Genomic DNA, 20,802 nt, shown 5'->3' on the forward strand with positions numbered 1-20,802 from the left:
GCCGTGGCTCACGCGCGCCCGGATCCTGGGGGTCCGATCAACCAGCAGGGGATACGCCATGACGCAGCACCCACACCGTCATTCCAAGACGTTGCCGGGCCGCACGGCGGAGCTGCAGCGCTTGAACGCCGTGTGGGAACGGGTGCAGACCGGTGTCCCCCAGTTCGTCGCCATCGAAGGCCCCGCCGGCATCGGCAAGACCACCCTGGTGGAGACCTTCCTCACCGGCAAGCGCAATGTGCTGCCGGTGGTGGAGGTGTATCCCACCGATGTGGACGTCCCCGGGGCGCTGATCCAGCGGCTGCTGTCCACCATCACCGGCCAGTACCGGGCCCAGTGGCCCACCGCGGTGGAGGACTACGTGCAGCTGGTCTTCGACACCATGCAGGCCCTCGAGGAGACGGCCGATGGGGCGGGGATCACCGTGGTGGAGGACCTCCAATGGGCGGACCGGTTCTCCGCCGAGGTGCTGTGGCGTTGCGCCCAGGCCATGATCTCGGGGCCGTCCATGATCATCCTGACCTTCCGCCCGCAGGCCACCGAGCTCACCGTCGGCATCGAGCACCTCCTGGCCTCAGGGCGCCACGGCACGCACCTGCAGTTGGGCCCCTTGGGAGTCGCGGACTGCCGGCAGGTCCTGCGGGAGCGGCTGGGCATCCCCGTGTCCGAGGACTTCGCCCGCAAGGTCCACAGCGGCACGGGCGGGGTCCCCCTGCTGGTGGGCGCGGTGGCCAGGTGGCTGGACCACGCCCCGCCGGGACACCGCCGGCTGCAGGATGCCATGGCGGCTCTGGGCACGGGTCAGGATGCGTCCCAGCGCCTGTTCGGCCGTGCCCTGCAGTCCTCGTTGGAGGCGGTCTCTCCCCATCTGCGGGACACCCTCAGCCTGCTGGCGGTGGCCGGCGAGCCACTCCACATCGTGCACCTGAGCGGCGCGTTGGTGGAACTGGGTTACCCGGGTCTGCCGGATCATGGCCTGCTGGACTCCGACCAGGTACGCATCACGCATACCGCGGGCACGGTGGCCCTGTCCCATCCGCACCTGGCCCCGCTCATGGCGGCCCAGCTGCCGGCCAGGCGTCGTGCGGAACTGCACCGGATCCTCGCCCCGATCCTGAACGGGCCCGTGGCCCTGAGTCACCGGGTCCAGGCACAGCGGCTGGATCCGGAGCCGGCGGAGACCCCGCTGATCATCCGGACGCTGATGCAGTACGGAGGAGAGGCCTTGGGCCGCGGAGACGGGGTGGGGGCCTTCGGCCACTTCCATCAGGCCCTGCGGTTGACCGGGGATCCGGTCGCCCTGACCTTGGCGCTGCGCGCCACCGTGCTGGCCCGCAGGCCGGACCTGGTGCTCGAGTTGCGGGATGTCCTGGCCGGGTTGCCCCAGACTCGGCCAAGGTGCGCGGCGCGCGCCTGGGATCTGCTCGCCTCGGAGGACCTGGAGGGGGCGGTGGACCAGATTCGGCAGGGCCTCCAGCTGCCGGAGGACGATCCGGGGCGGGCCGGCCTGCTCCTGCTCGGCCATGCCCTGGCCGCCGCGGGACGGGCCGCCTACGCCACCGCGCGGTTCGGCGCCGTGGGCAGCACCATCGATGCCCTGTTGGCGGAGTTGGTGCCGGTGCGCCACGGGTTCGAGCACGCTGCCCGCCAGGACCCCCGGGCCCTGCGCCAGGTCAGTGAGGCGCGCTCCGTGGAGGCCCTGCTCGCCCTCTGGTCCGGCCTGCGGCATGGCGACCGCAGCCGCGTGGGCGAGTTCACCGAGCAGATGACCTCCCTGCTGGAGGACCTGCGTCCCGTCCCGGGGACCGAACCCGTGCGGAGCGTGATCTCCGCGGTGATCGGCTCGCGCCTCCGCGCCCAGGGGGACGTGGCCGCCGCCTCCCGGATCCTCGATGCCACGGCCCAGGACGCCCAGGTCCCCCGCGAGCAGCGGGTGTTCCTGGAGACCACCCTGAGTCAGTTGGCCTTCCACCAGGGAGCCTGGGACCGTGCGCTGGAGCATGCCACGCAGGCCGTGGACAGCTCCCTGATGCAACCGGTCGATTCCGGTGTCCGCTCCGCCTATGCCACGGCGGCGCTGGTGCCGCTGGCCCGTGGCGAACAGGAGGCGGGCCGCCAATTGCTCCAGCGAGCGGTGGACGACGCCGGCACCACCAGTGAGGTGGTGGACTGCGCCGTGGCCTTCACCCGCGCCATGGGCGCCACCTTCGCGGGCGACCACCCGGAGGCCGCGCGACAGTTCCAGCTCATCGAGTCCACCCGGGTGGGGTGGGCCACCGCCGGGTTCACCACGGTCTGCCTGTACGCGCGGGCCCTGGCGGAGACGGGTCAGATGGATCGCCTGCAGGCCCTCGCCGTCCACGCCACGGAAGGCATGGACTCCGCCCCGGACGGGGTCCTGCGCGCCGTGGAGGCGGCCACGCTCGGGGCCCTGTACCGGGCGCGGGCTCAACCGGACGAGGCACGGGAGCAGCTGATGGAGGCCCTGGCCGCCCTGGACGCCGAGCCGGTGCCGTATGTGGCCGGCATCGGTCCGGATGTCCTGCCCGGCGGGGGCCACGCCCTGGTCCGGGCCTTCCTGGCCCTGGACCTGTCCCGGCTCGCCATGGACGGCGCGGGCACCGGCGAGCAGCCCGAGGGCGGGGTGGGCGACGCCGGCCGGTGGGCCCGCCAGGCCGCCGACTTCTTCCTGCGGTGTGGGGCGATGCCGCTCCACGGCGAGGCGGAGGAACTGGCCACCGCCCTGCGGAAGCGGCAGGATGACCAAGCCACCGGACCGGCGACTGGTCACGGGGCAGACCGCGCCCATGAGCCGGTCTCGGCTCCGGCACAGGCTGCATTCCGGTTGATGGCCGGGCTGCCCACCCGCGAGCGGCAGATCGCCGTCGAGGTCGCCGAGGGCAAGGACGATCGTGAGATCGCCACCGAGCTGTTCCTCAGCGTGCGCACGGTGGAGTATCACGTCGGCAATTGCCTCGCGAAGCTCGGGATGACCAGCCGTGTGGAACTGCGGAAGGCTCTGCAGCCGGCCACCCTGACCCTGCTGGTCCCAGCGTTGCCCGGGGCCGGTCCCGAGGACGGCGTCCCGGTGGACGGCACCCCGGCAGACCCGGACGGTCCCCGCGCTCCCTGAGGATCACGCCCCGGCCGCGCCTCAGCCCTCGTACATGGCGATGAAGCGGCCGACCACACCGCCCACGCGGAGCTTGTCGATCGCCTCGGGGATGTCGGCGTGGGTGATGTGGTTGATCGGCGGGTTGAGCTGGCCGGAGCGCATCAGCTCGTAGATACCCGCCAGGTCCTCCTTGGTGCCGGACTTGGAGCCCTTGATGGACAGCTGGTTGACGATCAACGGGTAGGTGTTGATGGTCGATTCGAGCCGGCCCATGCCGACCTGGACGAGGGTGCCGAACTCCGCCAGCGTCTCGATGGCCGCCGAGGTGGTGGTGCCGAAACCGGCGTAGTCGACGATCAGGTCGAGTCCCAGGTCCTTGAAGGCGTCGATCGAGTCGGCCACGCCGGCCAGACCGATTTCGTCGGCGAGCTTCTGGGTCTCCGGATTGATCTCCGCCCCGTAGACCTCCGCGCCGACCAGGGCCGCCGCGCGCGCCCCGATGTACCCCAGCCCGCCCAGGCCGATGACGCCGACCTTCATGCCCTTCTTCGCGCCGCCGACGGCCATCATCGCGTGGTAGGAGGTCAGGCCGGCGTCGGTGGCCATGGCCCCGAGGTCGAAGGCGACCTCGTCCGGGAGGGCGACCAGGTTGTCGTCCGTGGCAAGCATTCGGGGGGCGAAGCCGCCGTCCCACTTGCCGTAGCCCAGGGCGTCGCCATCGGACATCACCGGGGCGAGGCCCACGCGGTCCCCGACCTTCCAGTGATCCATGCCCTCGCCGACCTCGCTGATCACACCGGCGGATTCGTGACCCATGGTGCGGGGCAGGCCGTGCTGGAAGAGGGCCATCCAGCCCGGGTCATCGATCGTGGTGACATCGGAGTGGCAGACGCCGGACGCCTTGACGTCCACGACGACCTGCCCGGGACCCGCCTTCGGCTCCGCGACATCATTGAGTTCCAGGGGCTTGTCGGTACCAACGAACTGCCAGGCCTTCATGTTCAACCTCTCTGTGATGCGTTTGTGGTGCATCGGTGGTGAGTGACGAGGCGGGGGCCGCCCCGGCGCCACGGTGGTGGCTGGCGCACGTCCAACCCTTTGCACATCGCTGGCCGGTGGGCAGTGCTGCCGCACCCAGCCTATTGCGCACAATTGAATCGTGCGCAATGCTTTCGCCATGAGCATCACCTCCCAGGAACCCACCGTCCATCTGGAGGATCAGGTGTGCTTCGCCCTGTATGCGGCAGCCAGGGCGGCCCAGCAGGCCTACCGCCCGCTGCTGGACGATCTGGGTCTGACCTACCCGCAGTACCTCGTGCTGCTGGTGCTCTGGGAGCAGGACGGGCAGACCGTATCTGCCCTCGGCGATCGGCTGCACCTGGACAGCGGCACGCTGTCCCCCCTTTTGCGGCGCCTGGACGAGCACGGTCTCATCAGCCGCGAGCGCCAGTCAACGGATGCACGCCGGGTCGCCGTGCACCTGACCGCAGCGGGTGATGCCCTCCGCTCGCGCGCAGCCGAGGTCCAGCGCTGCCTGCAGGACGCCGTGACACTGTCCCCGGAGGACCTGATGAGCCTCCGGAACCTCTCCCGCCGGTTCGCCGGCTCGGACGCCTGACCTCAACCTCAACCTCAACCCAAGGAGACCCTATGAAGACCGTGTACACCGCAGAAGCCCTCTCCACCGGAGGTGGCCGCAACGGCCACACCCAGACCGCCGACGGCACGATCAGCCTGGACCTCGCCACCCCGAAGGAGATGGGCGGCACCGGTGACGGCGCCAACCCGGAACAACTCTTTGCCGCCGGCTACGCGGCCTGCTTCCATTCGGCCCTGCAGGGCGTGGCCCGCCAGGCGAAGAAGGACCTCGGCGAGTCCAGCGTCGGTGCCCGCGTGGGGATCGGCCCGAATGACGACGGCGGCTACAGCCTGGAGGTCACCCTCGAGGTGGTCATCCCGGACCTTCCTCGGGACGAGGCGCAGGATCTGGCGGACAAGGCACACCAGGTCTGCCCCTACTCCAATGCCACCCGCGGGAACATTGACGTCACCGTGAACGTGGTGCAGGACTGATGCCCTCGCTCTCCGACTTCACGGCGCGCACAACCACCGGGGAGGACCGGCCGCTCTCCGACTATGCGGGGCAGGTGGTGCTCGTGGTCAACACGGCCAGCCAGTGCGGCCTGACCCCGCAGTTCGAGGGTCTGCAGGAGCTCTACTCCGGCTACCGGGACCGCGGGCTGGTGATACTCGGCTTCCCCTGCAACCAGTTCGCCCACCAGGAGCCGGGCACGGATGCCGAGGCCAGTGAGTTCTGCCAGCTGAACTACGGCGTCGACTTCCCGATGTTCGCCAAGGTGGAGGTCAACGGTTCCGGCGCGCACCCGCTGTTCGCCTGGTTGCGGCAGGAGACCTCGGGGCTGCTCGGCGGCGCTGTCAAGTGGAACTTCACCAAATTCCTGATCGGCCGGGACGGGACCGTCCTCGAGCGCTTCGCATCGACCACCGCCCCGGACAAGATGCGCGGCGCGATCGAGACGGCACTCGACCAGCAGTGATCGGGTGAGAAGGCGGGGCGTGCGGGTGTGCGTGCAGATATGCCGACAGCGGACCGTGAGAGGACTCCCATGAAGGGGCAGGCGCGGCTGCGCTTCACCGGCCACATCGCCGGGGTCGGCACCACGGGGGGACCCGCCTGGTGCTCGGGTGCTGGAGGACGTCCCCGCACGGGCCCTTCGCGGACGTGATGGTCCAGCGCCCGGACGGCCACCGGATCCTGCTCGCCCCTGACGCCTGGGTGGCCGAGTTCGTGGCGGCCACCTATACCTTCGACGAGGTACTCGAGGTGCCGGTCCAGGTCCAGGTGCCCGACGCCGGCGCTGCCGCCAGCTCCCGCTGGCACGTCACCGCCGGCCCCCTGGAGTGGGCCTTCGAGGTGGGTGGCCGGACGCCGCTGGGCCACACGCTGCGCGCCGTTCCCGGACCGGTGGGCCGCAGCCTGACCATGGCGCGGATCACCGACCGGGTGGCCCGGTGGGCCCTGCCCGGCGTGCGGACCCTGGGCAGCGCGGGGAACGACCGCCTCGAGTGGTACGCCGCACGCGACCTGCACCGGATCACGGCCTCCACCGTCACCTGGGCGGGAGAGGACCTGGGCAGGCTGGCAGACCTGGACCCCCCGGCGGAATTCGGCTTCAGTTCCACCCCGCGCCAGCCCAGCCTGACGACCCTGACGAGCACCGTCCGCCTTTCCCGCTGACGCGGGCGCTGGCGCTGGCGCCTCAAGCCTTGATCACCACCCTGACGGCTGGCCCGCCACTCCGGAGATGCCGCGGGGCCCTTCCCGCAGCGTTTGCCGAGGACATGCCGTTATTGCGGGTACGGCGTCTCGCCGCGTTCGAGCATGCCGACCAGCTTGGTCAACCGATTGGTCCGGCTCGTCGGGCTCGGCGCGGTGAGGATCCGGTGCAGCACGGCATACCTGTTCTGGCCGTTGAGGCTGGCGAAGGTGGCGGCAGCAGTCGGTGACGCGACGAGCGCGGAGGCCAAGTCCTCGGGGACCTCGGCCGTGGCCGGGCCGGCGTAGGCACGGTCCCACCGGCCATCGGCCTTCGCCCGGTCGATCTCGGCCTGCCCCCGGGGCCGCATCCGCCCCTGCTCGATCAGCTCGGCCACGAGCGTGACGTTGCGCTGGGACCACATCGAGGCCTTGCGGCGCGGCGTGTACCGCTGGCGGTAGGTGGTGGCATCGATGGACTTGGACTGGCCGTCGATCCAGCCGCTGCACAACGCCTCCCGCAGGGCCTGCTGGTAGGTCAGCGACGTCGGGGAAGTAGATCCCTTCTTGGCCAGCATCAGCCAGATGCCGTCCGAACTCTTCTCGTGCGCATCCAACCACTCCCGCCAAGCCGCAACGTCCTCCACGATCAGGACCTCGGGTTCCTCGGCTGCAGATGTGTTCTTCATGTAGGTCCTTTGTGGTCCGCCCGGCGCGGGCGTCCCATACAGTTGAAGCATCCATGAAATGCAGCTCCGGTTCTGCCGGAGCTGGTTTCTCTCTATCACCGTCACTGTATTCCTCCAGCGAGCGTGCAGTCCCTCTGGACCATCGGCTGACAGGTACCCGTTGAGTCCCCCTGCAGGTCATGCAAGGATGTGACTCATCCCACATCCGTCTCATGTGTTGATCCCTCACCGTCTCACCTCTGCACCACCCCTGAGGAGACACCATGAGCCCATCACCCGCATCCTTCGACCCGACTCCCACCTCCGGCGCTGACTCGACCGCAACGGCAACCGTCGCACCCAAGCCGGCCATCCGGCGTCGTACGTTCTTAGGGGTGGGCGCCGCCGCCTTCGGGGCGACGGCCATCGGCACCGGAGCACTCACGGGGCTGACCTCCAGCTCCCGCGCCAACGCCGCCGTGACCATTCCGGCCGAGGACAGAGATCCGCTGAACCTGCTGCAACGCATGCTCTCGTTCGACACCCAGAACTCCGGGCAGGGCGGCAAGACCCGGCCGCACGCCGAAATGCTCAAAGCGGTCTGGGACCGGGCGGGCGTGGATGCGGAGATCATCGAGACGCCCCAACCGGACAACGTGCACCTGATCGCCCGGGTCGCCGGCACCGGCGACGCGGAGCCCCTGCTGCTGCTCGGACACTCGGACGTGGTGCCCGTAGAGCTGGAGAACTGGTCAGCGGACCCCTTCTCCGGCGAGGTGAGGGACGGGGAGGTGTACGGCCGCGGCGCCCTGGACATGAAGGGCGCGAACGCCGCGAGCATCAGCGCCCTGCTGCGCCACCTGCAGGAGGGCGCACGCTTCGACCGGGACATCATCGTCCTCACCGACTGCGATGAGGAGGCCGGATCCTTCGGCTCCCGGTGGCTGGCCGAGAACCACTGGGACAAGATCAACGCCGGTTCGGTCCTGACCGAGGGCGGCTGGTTCCTGGCCCAGGGAGACGCGACCACCCCGATGCTCATCACGGCCACCCGCCAGGACAAGGTCTACTTCAACCTGGACATCACCGCGGATGGCACCGCCACCCACTCATCCAAGCCGATGCCGGACGCGGCGATGGTCACGCTGTCCCGGGCGCTGGCCGACCTGGGCGACTGGGAGGCGCCCGTCCATCTGACGGACGTGACCCGCGAGTACTTCAAGGCCCTGGCTGCATCCACCGATGACCGACGTTTCACACAGGCGATCCGGATGCTGCTCTCGGCACGGTCCGCCAAGATGCGGGAACGAGCCGAGAAGCTCGTGGTCTCCCGCTCCGACTACCCCTATCTGCACCGCGCCCTGCTGCGGACCACGCACGCCTTCGTGATCCAGGAGGCCGGGTACAAAGAGAACGTGATTCCCTCCAGCGCCACGGCCCGGCTGAACTGCCGTGCGGTGCCCGGAGGGCAGAAACCCCGGGATTTCCTGGAACAGGTGCGAACCTTGCTGGCCCGGCGGGACGTGGAGGTCAGCATCGCCGCCCCTGAGGGGACGAGCGAGGAGGACTACCTCAACGAGTTGGACCAGACGTGGGCGACTCCCCCGGCGGACATCGACACCGATCTGTTCCACGCGCTGTCCGGAGCAGCCGAGGCGACCTACCCGGATGCGGTCTTCGCCCCGGCCCTGTTCGAGGCCGGAACCTCCCTGGCCCCCTGGCGCGCCCAGGGCATCCCCGGCTATGGCGTCTACCCCTATGTGCTGTCCAACGAGCAGCTGATCGGGATGCATGGCGACGACGAGCGGATCTTCGTGGAGGCGCTGAAGACCGGTACGGACTACATGTACACGGTGTTCGAGAGGTTCCGGGTGGGGTGAGCCCTACCGGTCCGGCAGCCGCCCTCAGCGCTCCCGGATCACGATGGCATCACCCACGGCACGTTCGCTGCCGTCGGAAGGCGAGTTCTCCAGCTCGCCGTCCACGACCATGGCGGTGGACCCGCCGCCGTCGAGGTTGATGGCGTCCACCAGCCCCAGCCGCTCGGCGAGGTCCGCCGCCTCGGAGATGCTCAGCCCCACGGAGTCGGTCTGCCGGCCGTCGGCGGTGATGAGCACGAGCCGGCCCCGGCCATCGATCCCGGCGATGGTGCGCGGATTTCGCTGGTGCGTCCAGCCGTAGAACTGGCCCGGATTGTCGGCGTGGACCATGCCGTCGCGGGCCGCCGTGATGTCCCGCTCCCCGTCAGTCAGTAGGTTCGGTCCCCCGTTGAGCACCTGGGTGTGCGGGGTCATGCGCAGCTTCTTGCCGCGCTCGTCAAGGTACTCGTTCGTGAGCTTGATCCGCCGGGCCTCGGTGGCGAACTCGTCCAGATGCGCGGTATCGTCGCCGATGGCCTGGATGGAGTACTGCCCGTCAGACAGTTCAGTGCCCCGCTCCCGGTTGACCTCCTGGACCCGGCCGCGGCGGTCGACGACGACCTCCAGTCCGTCCCCTCCCGGCGTCGCCGTCCCGTACTCCTCGGTGAACACGACGATCTCATCGGCATCGGTGCAGGTGACATCATGCTTGGGGGCCTCCGTGGGCAGGTCATCGGTGCCGCCGCAGTTGCGGATCTTGCCGGGCACGCGATTGATGCCGTCCAGGTCCAGCTCCTCGCGACCTGAGGAGATGCGACCCTCCCAGGTGAGGCGCTGGTTGGAGGCGCGGCCGCTGCGGTGATCGATCACCAGGTTGGGGCGGTCCCCCACGGTCTCACTGAGGATCTCTCCGTTGTACGCCGCTGCACCGGCGGGGTCTCCGGGGGCGCCGTGCTGCTCCCCGTAGACGAAGAACCCGGCGTTGACGCCGGCCAGGGCACCGTCGGCCAACTCTGAGGTGGTCTCGGTACGCTCCAAGTCCTCGCCGAAGGTGCCGGTCACCTCGCCCTTGAACCTGCGCGGGTCGATGGTCAGCACGTCCACGTTGACGGGGCCGCTGCGGGGGCCGATTGACGGCTGATCGCCGTCCCAACCCTCGTACCAGGTGCCACCGGAATACCCGAGGGCCGTCAGCTCTGATCGGGTCGCCTCGGCCTCGGCCTCGGTCAGGAATGCTCCCACCCGGACACGGTGCCCCAGGTAGCCACCGGAGTCGGCCAGCCGGTCAGCCACCACAGCCTCTGCGCGGGCATCCAAGCCCGCCTCCCGCAGTTCGGCGGCCCCGCGCTGGGCCGTGCTCCGGCGGGAGACCTGCGAGTCCCGCACCCCCTCCTGACCAGACGGCAGCGTCACCTGCACGGTCCACGAGTACTCGGCTCCGGGATTCCCCAGAGTGAAGGACTCGTGGGTGACACCGCGGGCCAGGCGCTGCTCAGTGCCGGCAGATCGGAAGGTCCCGACGCCGGCCGCCGGCTCCCGCTCGGCGGCCGGGGCGTCCGCGGTGGCGGCGGATGGGTCAGAGGTGGCGGCGACGGATCCGGCAACAGTGCCGGTGGTCAGCAGGGCGCAGGAGAGGGCGGTGATAGCCAGGGTACGGGCAGTGGTGCGGCGAGTTGTGGTGGTCACGGTGTCCATGCTGACCTGCCGGGCGGCGGCCTCCGGCCGTGACTGGGGTCAATTCGCCGAGCTGTCGCCGAGTGTTCAGATGTCGTCCTCGTAGGCGGGTCCCCCCTCGCCCTCCCACGTCTCCAGGCGCTTGGCCTTCACGCTGTTGAACTTCTGGCGGACCCCGTAGCCGGCCTGATCATCCTCGGCGATGAACTGGGCGCCGAACCCTTCCAAGGCCCTGCGTAGCCGGTGACTCTCGTCCGCGTCCAGCGTGCCGTGGCCCCGCTCGTAGGCCCGCAGGTCACCGGGCTCCAGGCCGGCTGCCTTGGCCACCACGGCGTAGGACACCTGAGTCAGGGCACGGGCGGCGCGGGCCAGGTCTGCGGGAATGATGAAGTCGTGGTCAGCCATGGCTCCATCATGTCCGGTCAGCTGCAGGTTTGCACGTCCTGGTTCAGTCCCAAGGCGGTAGCCGTCGAGCACCACCACGGTCCGGTCACGGCCACAGCGAATGCGCAGTGAACCCGTGTGCTCCGGCGTCCTGGTCACTACGGTGGCTCCATGGGACCTACACCTCTGAAATCCATAGGCCTCGGCTTCGCCGCCGGACTCGGGGTTGCCGCCAGTGCCGCCGTCGGCCGCAAGGTGGTCACCGCCGCCAAGGTCGGCCAGGGCCATCCTCTGAAACACCGCGTGCTGGACCTGGCCTCCGGCCTGATCCAGCCGAAGTATCCGCTGGAGGCGATGAGCACCTACCTCAACGGCCTCCACATGTACGCCGATGAGATGGGTCGGCAGGTAGAGGCCTCACACTTCTGCATCCATCTGCGCCATGATCTGCATCAGTGCGTGATCTTCGACCGGAACGCGCCCGATGCCCGCTTGATCGGGATCGAGTACATCACCACCGAGGAGCGCTTTCTCAGCCTGCCGGAGGATGAGAAGCGGCTCTGGCACAGCCATCACTACGAGGTGAAGTCCGGCGTGCTCGCTGCCCCCGGCGTCCCGGAGCTGGCCGAGCATTCTTACTTCACCGATCTGGTGACGACGTACGGCAAGACGTTCCACACCTGGCAGTACGATCGCGACGACTTCCCCTACGGCATCCCGCAGCTGATGATGGGACTCACCCAGGACGGGCAGGCCGATGAGGATCTCATCCGAAACCGAGACCGGCGGCTCGGCATCTCCACGGCGCACAAGCGCGCCAGCCGCGCGGACATCCCGACGCCGGAGGTGGCCACAGGCGCAAACTCGTGGGAAGGCGGCCGAACGGTGCAGACCCGGTTGGAGGAGATGGACTTCCGGCGGTAACCACCAGGGACCGGGGAGCCGGTTATCAACAACAGGGGTTCAACCAGCACCCCGAATAGCGCAGACAGCAAAACGGCCGCCCACCCCGGAGGGTGAGCGGCCGTTTTAGAGTCTGATCAGATCAGAGGGGGCGGACCGACGAGGCCTGCATGCCCTTGTCGCCCTGAGTCGCCTCGAACTCGACCTTCTGGTTCTCCTGAAGTTCGCGGAAGCCGCCGCCGTCGATGGCGGAGAAGTGCACGAAGATGTCAGCGGAGTTGTCGTCCGGGGCAATGAAACCAAAGCCCTTTTCAGCGTTGAACCACTTGACTGTACCGGTGGCCATGGTGGCCTCTTTTCTTTAGGGTGCTAAACCCGCCAGTTTTTCCAGCGGGGGCGAAGCGGTGTGTACATACCGCTTCCCCAGCGCCCCATCCGACCCGAAGGCCGTCCGGTCCGCAGTGGTGACGGACTTACTGCATCTACTACAACTACTTCTGCAAGCAACTGTACGGCATCAAAGCACTTCTGGGAACCACGGGGACCATCGGCTGTCCCGGCCATGCAGAACGGGGCCTTCCGGCACCCCGGGGATTCGCGGCCCCACCTGGATCTACACTCAAATCCGTGATCGCACGCAGCAAACGCCACGAGTCCGCACCGGCCCCGACCGGAGACACTCCGGCGCCCTTCACCCCTCCCGAGGGGTGGACGAAGTCGCCCCGCCACTCCACGAGCCGCTTCGCCTTCGAGATGAGCAACACGACCGGGTGGTACCGCAACGACGGCCAGGGGAACGGGTACTTCGCCCCAGGCTGGGACAGCGAGCGCATCGCCCGCAGGACCGGCGTCTTCCGCTGGATCGCCGCGGCACTGGCGGCCGTCATCCTCATTGGCGGGGCCGTCCTTGCCGCAGCGCAGTACGGAGGCCAGCTCGAATACTCCCAACTCAGGGCCGGAGGGATCGAAACCACCGGCGTGGTGGTCGATCCCGTGACCGTGGAGCATTCCACGCGCCGACCACGCGACTCCGGGCGGAAATATACGACGCGGACGACGGCACCCCTTGAGTACACCGTCAACGGCAAGGTGATGCAGGGGGAAGTCACTGAGTCCAGCACCGAAACCAGTTCCATCTGGTCCACAGCGGAGTATCCAGACCCCGCTTGGACTCCAGGAGAGGAACTCCAGATCTATGCAGACCCCGAGAAGCCCGAGCGATTCGTCCTCGTCCACGAGTACAAGGAGGCGGATGCCGATTCACTGCCTCGGGGAGTCACCATCGTGCTGATCATCACGGGCGTCCTCCTGATCCTGCCCCTCGTGCTGTTCATCGCCGGCGCGCGCAACGTTCGTGAAGCCCGCAAACTCTGACCCCTGAACCTCCCTGAGTCAAGTCCGCTCAAGTTTTTGGATCCTGAGCCCGGATCCGGGAACATCCTGACGTCGCTCGTCGTTACTTGAGTTGAACACACTCAACTATCGCTGGAAACACACCTCAGGGAGGACACTTTGCCCGCATTCTTCGGCCCCGCCGGTTCCAACGGCGACTCCTTTGACGACTTCTTCACCCGCTACCTTCAGGGCCAGCGGGTCGGTCGGCAGGGACGCCCCGTCGACCTCACCCGCCTGCTCAGCAAGCGGACCCACGACGTCCTGGCCGCCGCCGCGACTTTTGCCGCCGAACGCGGCCAGACCGACGTCGACGCGCTGCACATCCTCCGCACCATGCTGGGCGAGGACCCGGCCAACACCGCGGTACGCCAGTCCGGTGCCGACCCGCAGACCCTCATCGCCGCCGTCGACGACCGTCTGCCCGCCCCGAGCGAGCGGAAGGACGCCAGCTCCACCGCGTCCCTGAACGCCTCGGCCCAGAAGGTACTGCTGGACGGCTACCAGGTGGCCCGCGGATTCGGTTCCACCTACATCGATCCGGAGCACATGTTCTTCGCCTTCGTGCTGAACCACGACTCCCCCGCCGGCCAGCTCCTGACCCAGGCGGGCGTCACCCCGCAGTCCCTGCAGTCCGCCGCCCAGCAGCAGATGAATCAGCAGCACCAGCAGAACCAACAAAATGGTCAGCCTGGCCAGCAACCGTCGGGACAGGACTCCGAGGGCTCCGTCCTCGAGAAGTTCGGCCGGGACCTGACCGCTGAGGCGAGGGCCGGCCGGCTGGATCCGGTAATCGGCCGGGCGGACGAGGTCGAGCAGACCATCGAGGTGCTGGCCCGCCGCACCAAGAACAACCCGGTGCTGATCGGTGAAGCCGGCGTCGGCAAGACCGCCATCGTGGAGGGCCTGGCCCAGGCCATCGCCGACGGCGAGGTCCCCGCCCAGCTGCAGGGCCGGCGCGTCATCGCCCTGGACCTGGCCGGCATGGTCGCGGGCACCCGCTACCGCGGTGACTTCGAGGAACGGCTCACCGGCGCCATGGACGAGCTTGCCGAGGACAGCAGCACCATCGTCTTCATCGACGAGCTGCACACCATCGTCGGCGCCGGCGGCTCCGGGGAGTCCGGTGGCATGGACGCCGGCAACATCCTCAAGCCCCGACTGGCCCGCGGCGACCTGCACATGGTCGGCGCCACCACGCTGAAGGAGTACCGCACCATCGAGAAGGACGCCGCCCTGGAGCGGCGCTTCCAGCCGGTCACCGTCGGCGAGCCCTCCGTGGAAGACGCCGTGCAGATCCTGACCGGCCTGGCCGATCGCTACGCGGAACACCACCGGGTGACGTACACGGACGAGGCGCTGCGCGCCGCCGTCGTGCTCTCCGACCGGTACATCGCCGACCGGTTCCTGCCGGACAAGGCCATCGACCTCATCGATCAGGCCGGGGCGCGGCTGTCCCTGAAGCGGGGCCCGCACGACGCCGGCCCGGCTGTGGACACGGACGCGCTGCGGTCCCAGCTCGCCGAGTTGGAGGCCGAGAAGAACGCGGCGGTCAACGCGGAGGACTACGAGCGCGCCACCGAGCTGCGGGACGAGGTCGCCCAGATCAGCGAGCAGCTGGCCGAGGCCTCGGCCCGGCGTGAGCGGGGCGCGGAGGACAGTGACGCCGTGGTGGACGAGGACGCCATCGCCGAGATGGTCTCCCGTGCCACCGGTATCCCGGCCGCTCGGATGACGGAGGCCGAAAAGTCCCGCCTGGCGCGGCTGGAGGACGAGCTCCATGCCCGGGTGGTCGGCCAGGACGATGCGGTCGCCGCGATCGCGAAGTCCATCCGCCGGTCCCGGACCGGGATGGCCGATCCGTCCCGCCCGGTCGGCAGCTTCCTGTTCCTGGGCCCCACCGGTGTCGGCAAGACCGAGCTGGCCAAGGCCCTGGCGGGGTCGCTGTTCGACGACGAGGACGCGATGGTCCGGTTCGACATGTCCGAGTTCGGCGAGCGCCACACGGTCTCGCGCCTGGTCGGTGCCCCTCCGGGCTACGTGGGCTATGACGAGGCCGGGCAGCTGACCGAGCGGGTCCGCCGCCGCCCGTACTCGGTGATCCTGCTCGATGAGATCGAGAAGGCCCACCCGGACGTGTTCAACCTGCTGCTGCAGGTGCTCGACGACGGCCGCCTCACCGACGGCCAGGGCCGCACCGTGGACTTCCGCAATACGGTGCTGATCATGACCTCGAACCTCGGTTCCGAGTTCATGTCCTCCGGCGGGGCTCCGCTGGGCTTCGTCTCGGCGGACGCCGAGGCCGCGCGGCGGGACCTCCGTCAGAAGGTGATGGGACGGGTCAAGGAGTTCATGCGGCCGGAGTTCCTCAACCGGATCGACGACACGGTGCTGTTCTCGCCACTGTCCGCCGCGGAGCTGCGTCAGATCGTTGGCCTGCAGTTGGGCGATTCCGAGCAGCGGCTCGCCGCCCAGGGCATCGCCCTCGAGGTGGACGACGCCGCCCGGGATTGGATCGCCGAGGCCGGCTACGAGCCGGCCTACGGTGCCCGCCCGCTGCGCCGGGTCATCCAGCGCGAGCTCGACGACCGGGTGGCCGACCTGCTGGTCTCCGAGGCCGTGGCTGACGGTGACGCGGTGCGGGTGACCGTGGCCGACGGGCAGCTGTTGGTGCGGCCGGTGCGGTCCGCTCAGGTGCCGGAGGCGCTGGCGGCCTGAGTGGTTGCCGGCGTGAGTGGCTGACAGCCATGCGTTGCGAGCACGCCCCGCGTCGAAACTCGCCGGTGTCGTCACCGGCGGGCGTGCCCGTAACCAACCGGCCGGGGCGTTCGTTGACTTCCGTCAGCGAACGCCCCGGCTGGCCGTCACATCGAGGGGGTTCGCTCCGGAGAGTTCCGCTCGGATCATCTCCGTGCCCGTAGCGAGCGCGATCATCTTGTCCCGCGCAACCTGTCGAGCCAGCGGCGCCATGCCGCAGTTCGTGCTCGGATACAGCTTGTCCGCATCGACGAACCGGAGCACCTCCCGGAGGGTGCTGGCCACCTCCTCCGGGGTTTCGATCGCGCCGCTGGCGACGTCGATGGCCCCGACCATCACCTCCTTGCCTCGAAGGAGCTCGATGAGCTCGACCGGGACGCGGGAGTTGTGGCGTTCCAGGGAGACCAAGTCGATCGTCGACTGCTGTAGCAGCGGGAACGACATCTCATACTGGCGCCACTCCGATCCGAGCGTCGCCTTCCAATCGGTATTGGCCTTGATGCCGTAGCCGTAGCAGATATGCACGGCCGTTTTGCTACGCAATCCCTCGGCCGCGCGCTCCAGTGCAGCCACGCCCCACTCTTTCATCTCGTCGAAGAACACGTTGAAGGCAGGCTCATCGAACTGGATGATGTCGACGCCCGCCGCCTCCAGCTCTTTGGCCTCCTGATTGAGGATCTTCGCGAACTCCCAGGCGAGCTTCTCGCGACTCCTGTAGTGCTTGTCGTAGAGGGTGTCGATCATGGTCATGGGACCGGGGAGCGTCCACTTGATGGGCTGACTCGTCTGCGCGCGGAGGAACTTCGCATCGTCGACGAAGACCGATCTCTCACGGCCCACCGCGCCGACGACCGTCGGGACGCTCGCGTCGTAGCGATCACGAATCCGCACCGTCTCACGCTGCTCGAAATCGACGCCGTTGAGATGTTCGATGAACGTGGTGACGAAGTGCTGACGAGTCTGTTCCCCGTCGCTGACGATGTCGAGGCCCGCGTGGCGCTGCTCGTCGACGGCCAGGCTCAGTGCATCCCGCTTGCCCTCGCACAGCTCCTCGCCGTCCAGCTTCCACGGCGACCACAGCTTCTCCCGCTCCGCGAGCCAGGAGGGTTTGGGCAGGCTGCCGACGATCGAGGTGGGCAACAGTGTGTTCATCGGTGATTCTCCGTATCTCGTCCGGTCAGAGGCAGTGGGTCGCGGCCCACTGCTCCAGAACGCTCTGGTGTGGCTTCACGAAGTGCTCCTCCATGAACTTCCCCTGCGTGAGGGCCAGCTGACTTCGCTCCTCGCGGTCGTAGGCAATCTGCGTCACCGAGTAGTCGCGATTCTCCAGGCTCGGTCGGTAGATCTGCCCAGCCGCCGAATTGGCGTTGTAGATCTCCGGGCGATAGATCTTCTGAAACGCTTCCATCGTGCTGACGAGTCCGATGAGCGCCAGACTGGAATAGTCATTGAGAAGATCGCCCCGGAAATAGAAGGCCAAGGGCGCGACCGCGCCGCGGGGCATGAAGTAGCGGACCTGCAGTCCCATTTTCTCGAAGTAGCGATCAGTCAAGGAGAGTTCATCCTGCCGATATTCGGCCCCGAGTATCGGATGCTGATTCTCGAGCCGACGATACGTCTTGGTGCTCGAAACGCTGATGCAGATCACGGGCGGCTGTGAGAATCGCTCTTGGTAGACATCAGAGTCGAGGAAGTGCTTGAAGAGCTTCCCGTGCAATTCGCCGAAGTCGCTGGGGATGCTGGACCGAGACGCATTCGCGTTGTGTTCCGGCAGCAATACGCTGAAATCGTAGTCCCGGATATACGACGAGAAGTTGTTCCCCACGATTCCGTCGATACGCACGTTGGACAGCGTGTCGAGGATCCGCACGTCGAGGATCTCGATCAAGGGAATTACCGCATCTTCGCCGTTGGCGGCGAAGCGCAGATCGACGGAGACGATCTCAATCTCGACGGCATAGCGGTCTCGGCTCGGATTGTCCCAGTGCGCCAGGTCATTGAAGCGATGATCGATCATCGACAAGGTGTTGCGGAGGTTCTGCTGACGATTCTCGCCGCGGGCCAGATTCGCAAAGTTCGTCGTGCCTCGAGAAGTGGAGGACGGGGAGTACTCCTCATCGAAGCGGGTCGTGCTGATATCGAACGCGAATTCGTTCGTCCTGGTGATCCGATGCATCAGTTCCTCACGTTGGACTGTGGGTCGACTTCCCACGTCCGCGCTGATCTCAATCGCACTTCGCTGTTGCTGGTGTGTTGCTCGCCCGAGGCGCCCCACGCAGTCCAGGGCCTCCTCGAGATCGGCCCGCAGGTCGGTCACGTCCTCGACGCCCACGGACAACCGGACGAGGTCGGCGGGCACCTCCAGCGCCGTGCCCTGCACGGAGGCGTGCGTCATCTCCGAGCAGTAGCAGACCAGGGACTCGACCCCGCCAAGGCTGACGGACAGCGCGAACAGTTCCGTGGACTGCGCGAAGGCCCGGGCCGCGGCCTCGCCGCCGGCCAGCCGGACGGACAGGATCCCGCCGTAGCCGTCCATCTGCCGGTTCGCCAGGCCATGGCCGGGATGGTCCGGTAACCCGGGGTAGTACACCTGCGCGATCGCCGGATGGCCCTGCAGCCACTCGGCGAGCTCCGCGGCATTCGCGCCGTGCCGGTCCATGCGCAGGCCCAGGGTCTTCAGCCCGCGGGCGGCGAGGTAGCTGTCCTGCGGGCCGGCGACGGCACCGGCGGCGAACTGCTGGTAGCCGACGGCCTCGGCCAGCTCCTGCCCGCGGAACTCCCGGCCGGCCACCACCACGGCTCCGCCCAACACGTCCGAGTGCCCGCCGATGTACTTGGTCGTGGAGTGCACCACGGCATCGGCGCCGAGGTCCAGCGGCCGTTGCAGGTACGGCGAGGCGAAGGTGTTGTCCACCACCAGCAGCGCGCCGGCCCGGTGTGCGATCTCCGCCCAGGCCGGCAGGTCAGCGATGCCCAGCAGGGGGTTCGACGGGGTCTCCACCCACAGCACGGCGGTGGCCCCCGGTCGCACCGCCGCCGCGACCGCCGCGGGCTCGGTGATGTCCACGGGCGTGTTCTGCAGGCCCCAGGGTCCGAGGACGTTGTTGATCAGCCGGTTCGTGCCGCCGTAGCCGTCCCCGCCCAGGACGATATGGTCCCCCGGGCGCAGCACCGAGCGCAGCAGGGCGTCCTCGGCGGCCAGTCCCGAGGCGAACGCGAAGGCCCGCACCCCGTGCTCCAGGGCCGCCAACTGCGTCTCGAATCCGTTGCGCGTGGGGTTGGACCCGCGGCTGTACTCGTGGCCGCCGCGCAGCACGTTGATGCCGTCCTGCACGAAGGTGCTGGTCTGGTAGATGGGCGGCACGACCGCCCCGGTCAGCGGGTCCGGCTGCTGGCCGGCGTGCACCGCCGTCGTGTTGAATCCCCGGCGGGTGGTCCGCGCGGTGTCGGGAAGGATGCTCATCTCAGCGGGCCCTCCCGGTCAGGGCGGACGCCGGCACGACCGCCAGCGCACGGTCGAGGTCGGCGATCAGGTCCTCCGGACACTCCAGGCCGATGGACAGCCGGACCGTGGTCTCGGCGATCCCCGCGGCGTGGCGCTGGGCCGGGCTGAGCCGGCAGTGCGTCATCGTCGCCGGGTGGCTGACCAGGGAGCGCACGTCCCCGACGTTGGCCACGAGCTGGAACAGTTCCAGGGCGTCGATGAACGGGCCGACGGCCTCGGGGCCCGCGGCCAGGTCGAAGGAGAACACCGAGCCCGTGCCGAGCGGGAAGTCCCGCGCCGCGACCGCAGCACTGGGATGTCCGGTAATCGCCGGGTGGTGGACGCGCCCGACGGCGGGATGCCCGGCCAGGTGCTCCGCCACGGCGTGCGCGGTGGTCCCGTGCCGTGCGATGCGGACTGTGAGGGTCTCCAGCCCCTGGATGAACTGGGCGGCGCTGGCCGGGGCCAGCGAAGGGCCCAGGTCGTGCAGGAACTTGCTGCGGGCCAGCGCGAGGTAGGCGCCGCGACCGTGCCGCTCCGTGAGGGCCTGTCCGCCGTAGCGGGCCCTGGGCCGGGCCAGTTGCGGCCAGCGGTCCGGTGCGGCGCCGAAGTCGAAGGTGCCGCCGTCGATGATCGCCCCGCCCAGCACGGCTCCGTGGCCGCCGAGGAACTTGGTGGCGGAGTGCACCACCACGTCGGCGCCGTGTTCCAGCGGCCGGTACAGGGCCGGCGTCGCCAAGGTGCTGTCCACCACGACCGGGACCCCGGAGGCGTGGGCGATGTCCGCCAGCGCCCGCAAGTTCGGCAGGGTGGCCAGCGGATTGGTGATGGACTCCAGGAAGAACGCGCGGGTGTCCGGGCGGATCGCCGCGGCCCAGGCCGCCGGGTCGGCCGGGTCGGCGAAGGTCGTCTCGATGCCGAAGTCGGCGAAGGTGTCCGTCAGCAGGTCGACCGTCCCGCCGTAGAGCTGGCTGGAGGCGATCAGGTGCTTCCCGCCGTGGAGCAGGGTCAACAGGGACAGCGCGACGGCGGCCTGGCCCGTGGCCGTGCCGATGGCCCCGATCCCTCCCTCCAGGGCCGCCAGCCGGTTCTCGAAGACGGCGACGGTCGGGTTGCCTGTCCGGCTGTAGGTGAACCCCGGGATCTCCAGCCGGAACATCGAGGCGGCCGTGGCGTGGTCGGGGAAGCGGTAGGCCGCCGTCTGGTGGATGGGCACGGCCACCGGCCAGTAGGGGGCCTCCGGCTCGTAGCCGGCGTGGATCTGTTCCGTGGCGTGGTGATTCATTCAA

Annotated in this window: 17 protein-coding genes and 1 pseudogene; 9 read left to right on the top strand and 9 right to left on the bottom strand. The window is 68.7% G+C overall.

Annotated features, from left to right (window positions below; all coding sequences use genetic code 11):
• The first annotated feature begins 58 nt into the window (after window positions 1–58).
• A complete protein-coding gene (locus ACFFIO_RS16785) occupies window positions 59–3,133 on the top strand; it encodes a helix-turn-helix transcriptional regulator (protein WP_378043624.1) in 3,075 nt (1,024 codons plus the stop codon).
• 21 nt (window positions 3,134–3,154) lie between these two features.
• Here the strand turns inward: ACFFIO_RS16785 and ACFFIO_RS16790 are convergent, their stop codons facing one another.
• Window positions 3,155–4,114, bottom strand: a complete 960-nt coding sequence (locus tag ACFFIO_RS16790) for a zinc-binding dehydrogenase (RefSeq protein ID WP_378043625.1) — start codon at window positions 4,112–4,114, stop codon at window positions 3,155–3,157.
• A 178-nt stretch (window positions 4,115–4,292) separates the two neighbouring features.
• On the opposite strand from ACFFIO_RS16790, the gene ACFFIO_RS16795 reads away from it, so the two are divergent.
• The 4 genes from ACFFIO_RS16795 to ACFFIO_RS16810 all read left to right on the top strand — a co-directional run bounded on the left by ACFFIO_RS16795 (window position 4,293) and on the right by ACFFIO_RS16810 (window position 6,374).
• Window positions 4,293–4,733, top strand: a complete 441-nt coding sequence (locus ACFFIO_RS16795; protein WP_378043627.1) for a MarR family winged helix-turn-helix transcriptional regulator — start codon at window positions 4,293–4,295, stop codon at window positions 4,731–4,733.
• A 32-nt stretch (window positions 4,734–4,765) separates the two neighbouring features.
• Window positions 4,766–5,188 carry an organic hydroperoxide resistance protein gene (locus tag ACFFIO_RS16800; protein ID WP_378043629.1) on the top strand — a complete coding sequence of 141 codons (423 nt, stop codon included), beginning with the start codon at window positions 4,766–4,768 and terminating at the stop codon, window positions 5,186–5,188.
• Window positions 5,188–5,673 carry a glutathione peroxidase gene (locus ACFFIO_RS16805; RefSeq protein ID WP_378043631.1) on the top strand — a complete coding sequence of 162 codons (486 nt, stop codon included), beginning with the start codon at window positions 5,188–5,190 and terminating at the stop codon, window positions 5,671–5,673. The genes ACFFIO_RS16800 and ACFFIO_RS16805 overlap by 1 nt, the downstream gene beginning before the upstream one ends.
• Before the next feature lie 188 nt (window positions 5,674–5,861).
• Window positions 5,862–6,374: a hypothetical protein gene (locus ACFFIO_RS16810; protein WP_378043633.1), complete on the top strand. Its 513-nt coding sequence runs from the start codon at window positions 5,862–5,864 to the stop codon at window positions 6,372–6,374.
• 110 nt (window positions 6,375–6,484) lie between these two features.
• On the opposite strand, the gene ACFFIO_RS16815 is transcribed toward ACFFIO_RS16810, so the two are convergent.
• Entirely contained in the window at window positions 6,485–7,081 is a 597-nt protein-coding gene (locus ACFFIO_RS16815; protein WP_378043635.1) for a YdeI/OmpD-associated family protein, read from the bottom strand.
• A 263-nt stretch (window positions 7,082–7,344) separates the two neighbouring features.
• Here ACFFIO_RS16815 and ACFFIO_RS16820 point away from each other — a divergent pair, with 263 nt between their 5' ends.
• Window positions 7,345–8,940 carry a M20/M25/M40 family metallo-hydrolase gene (locus tag ACFFIO_RS16820; RefSeq protein WP_378043637.1) on the top strand — a complete coding sequence of 532 codons (1,596 nt, stop codon included), beginning with the start codon at window positions 7,345–7,347 and terminating at the stop codon, window positions 8,938–8,940.
• A gap of 24 nt (window positions 8,941–8,964) precedes the next feature.
• On the opposite strand, the gene ACFFIO_RS16825 is transcribed toward ACFFIO_RS16820, so the two are convergent.
• Both ACFFIO_RS16825 and ACFFIO_RS16830 read right to left on the bottom strand, forming a co-directional pair.
• Window positions 8,965–10,605, bottom strand: coding sequence for a phosphodiester glycosidase family protein (locus ACFFIO_RS16825; RefSeq protein WP_378043638.1), 1,641 nt, complete (start codon window positions 10,603–10,605; stop codon window positions 8,965–8,967).
• Window positions 10,606–10,680: 75 nt separating this feature from the next.
• Entirely contained in the window at window positions 10,681–10,998 is a 318-nt protein-coding gene (locus tag ACFFIO_RS16830; RefSeq protein ID WP_378043640.1) for a hypothetical protein, read from the bottom strand.
• A gap of 150 nt (window positions 10,999–11,148) precedes the next feature.
• Between ACFFIO_RS16830 and ACFFIO_RS16835 the strand changes: the two genes are divergently transcribed.
• On the top strand, window positions 11,149–11,901 hold the full coding sequence (locus ACFFIO_RS16835) for an OBAP family protein (RefSeq protein ID WP_378043642.1): 753 nt from the start codon (window positions 11,149–11,151) through the stop codon (window positions 11,899–11,901).
• Between the two features lie 121 nt (window positions 11,902–12,022).
• On the opposite strand, the gene ACFFIO_RS16840 is transcribed toward ACFFIO_RS16835, so the two are convergent.
• Window positions 12,023–12,226: a cold-shock protein gene (locus ACFFIO_RS16840; protein WP_115932196.1), complete on the bottom strand. Its 204-nt coding sequence runs from the start codon at window positions 12,224–12,226 to the stop codon at window positions 12,023–12,025.
• Window positions 12,227–12,507: 281 nt separating this feature from the next.
• Between ACFFIO_RS16840 and ACFFIO_RS16845 the strand changes: the two genes are divergently transcribed.
• Both ACFFIO_RS16845 and ACFFIO_RS16850 read left to right on the top strand, forming a co-directional pair.
• Complete coding sequence (locus ACFFIO_RS16845; protein ID WP_378043644.1) at window positions 12,508–13,254, top strand: DUF3592 domain-containing protein; 747 nt, start codon at window positions 12,508–12,510, stop codon at window positions 13,252–13,254.
• A 138-nt stretch (window positions 13,255–13,392) separates the two neighbouring features.
• Window positions 13,393–15,990 (top strand): ATP-dependent Clp protease ATP-binding subunit, encoded by a 2,598-nt coding sequence (locus ACFFIO_RS16850; RefSeq protein ID WP_378043646.1) that lies wholly within the window; start codon window positions 13,393–13,395, stop codon window positions 15,988–15,990.
• A gap of 123 nt (window positions 15,991–16,113) precedes the next feature.
• Here ACFFIO_RS16850 and ACFFIO_RS16855 read toward each other — a convergent pair whose 3' ends face one another.
• The 4 genes and pseudogenes from ACFFIO_RS16855 to ACFFIO_RS16870 all read right to left on the bottom strand — a co-directional run bounded on the left by ACFFIO_RS16855 (window position 16,114) and on the right by ACFFIO_RS16870 (window position 20,798).
• Window positions 16,114–17,181, bottom strand: a complete 1,068-nt coding sequence (locus ACFFIO_RS16855; protein ID WP_378043648.1) for a methionine synthase — start codon at window positions 17,179–17,181, stop codon at window positions 16,114–16,116.
• Between the two features lie 25 nt (window positions 17,182–17,206).
• Window positions 17,207–18,205: a DUF1852 domain-containing protein gene (locus tag ACFFIO_RS16860; RefSeq protein WP_378043681.1), complete on the bottom strand. Its 999-nt coding sequence runs from the start codon at window positions 18,203–18,205 to the stop codon at window positions 17,207–17,209.
• Between the two features lie 104 nt (window positions 18,206–18,309).
• A pseudogene (locus ACFFIO_RS16865) lies at window positions 18,310–19,492 on the bottom strand (cystathionine gamma-synthase); the annotation flags it as partial.
• Window position 19,493: 1 nt separating this feature from the next.
• Window positions 19,494–20,798, bottom strand: coding sequence for an O-acetylhomoserine aminocarboxypropyltransferase/cysteine synthase family protein (locus ACFFIO_RS16870; protein WP_378043650.1), 1,305 nt, complete (start codon window positions 20,796–20,798; stop codon window positions 19,494–19,496).
• Between the last annotated feature and the right edge of the window lie 4 nt (window positions 20,799–20,802).

The sequence above is a fragment of the Citricoccus parietis genome, assembly GCF_042433045.1.
GTDB classification, from domain to species: Bacteria; Actinomycetota; Actinomycetes; order Actinomycetales; family Micrococcaceae; genus Citricoccus; species Citricoccus parietis.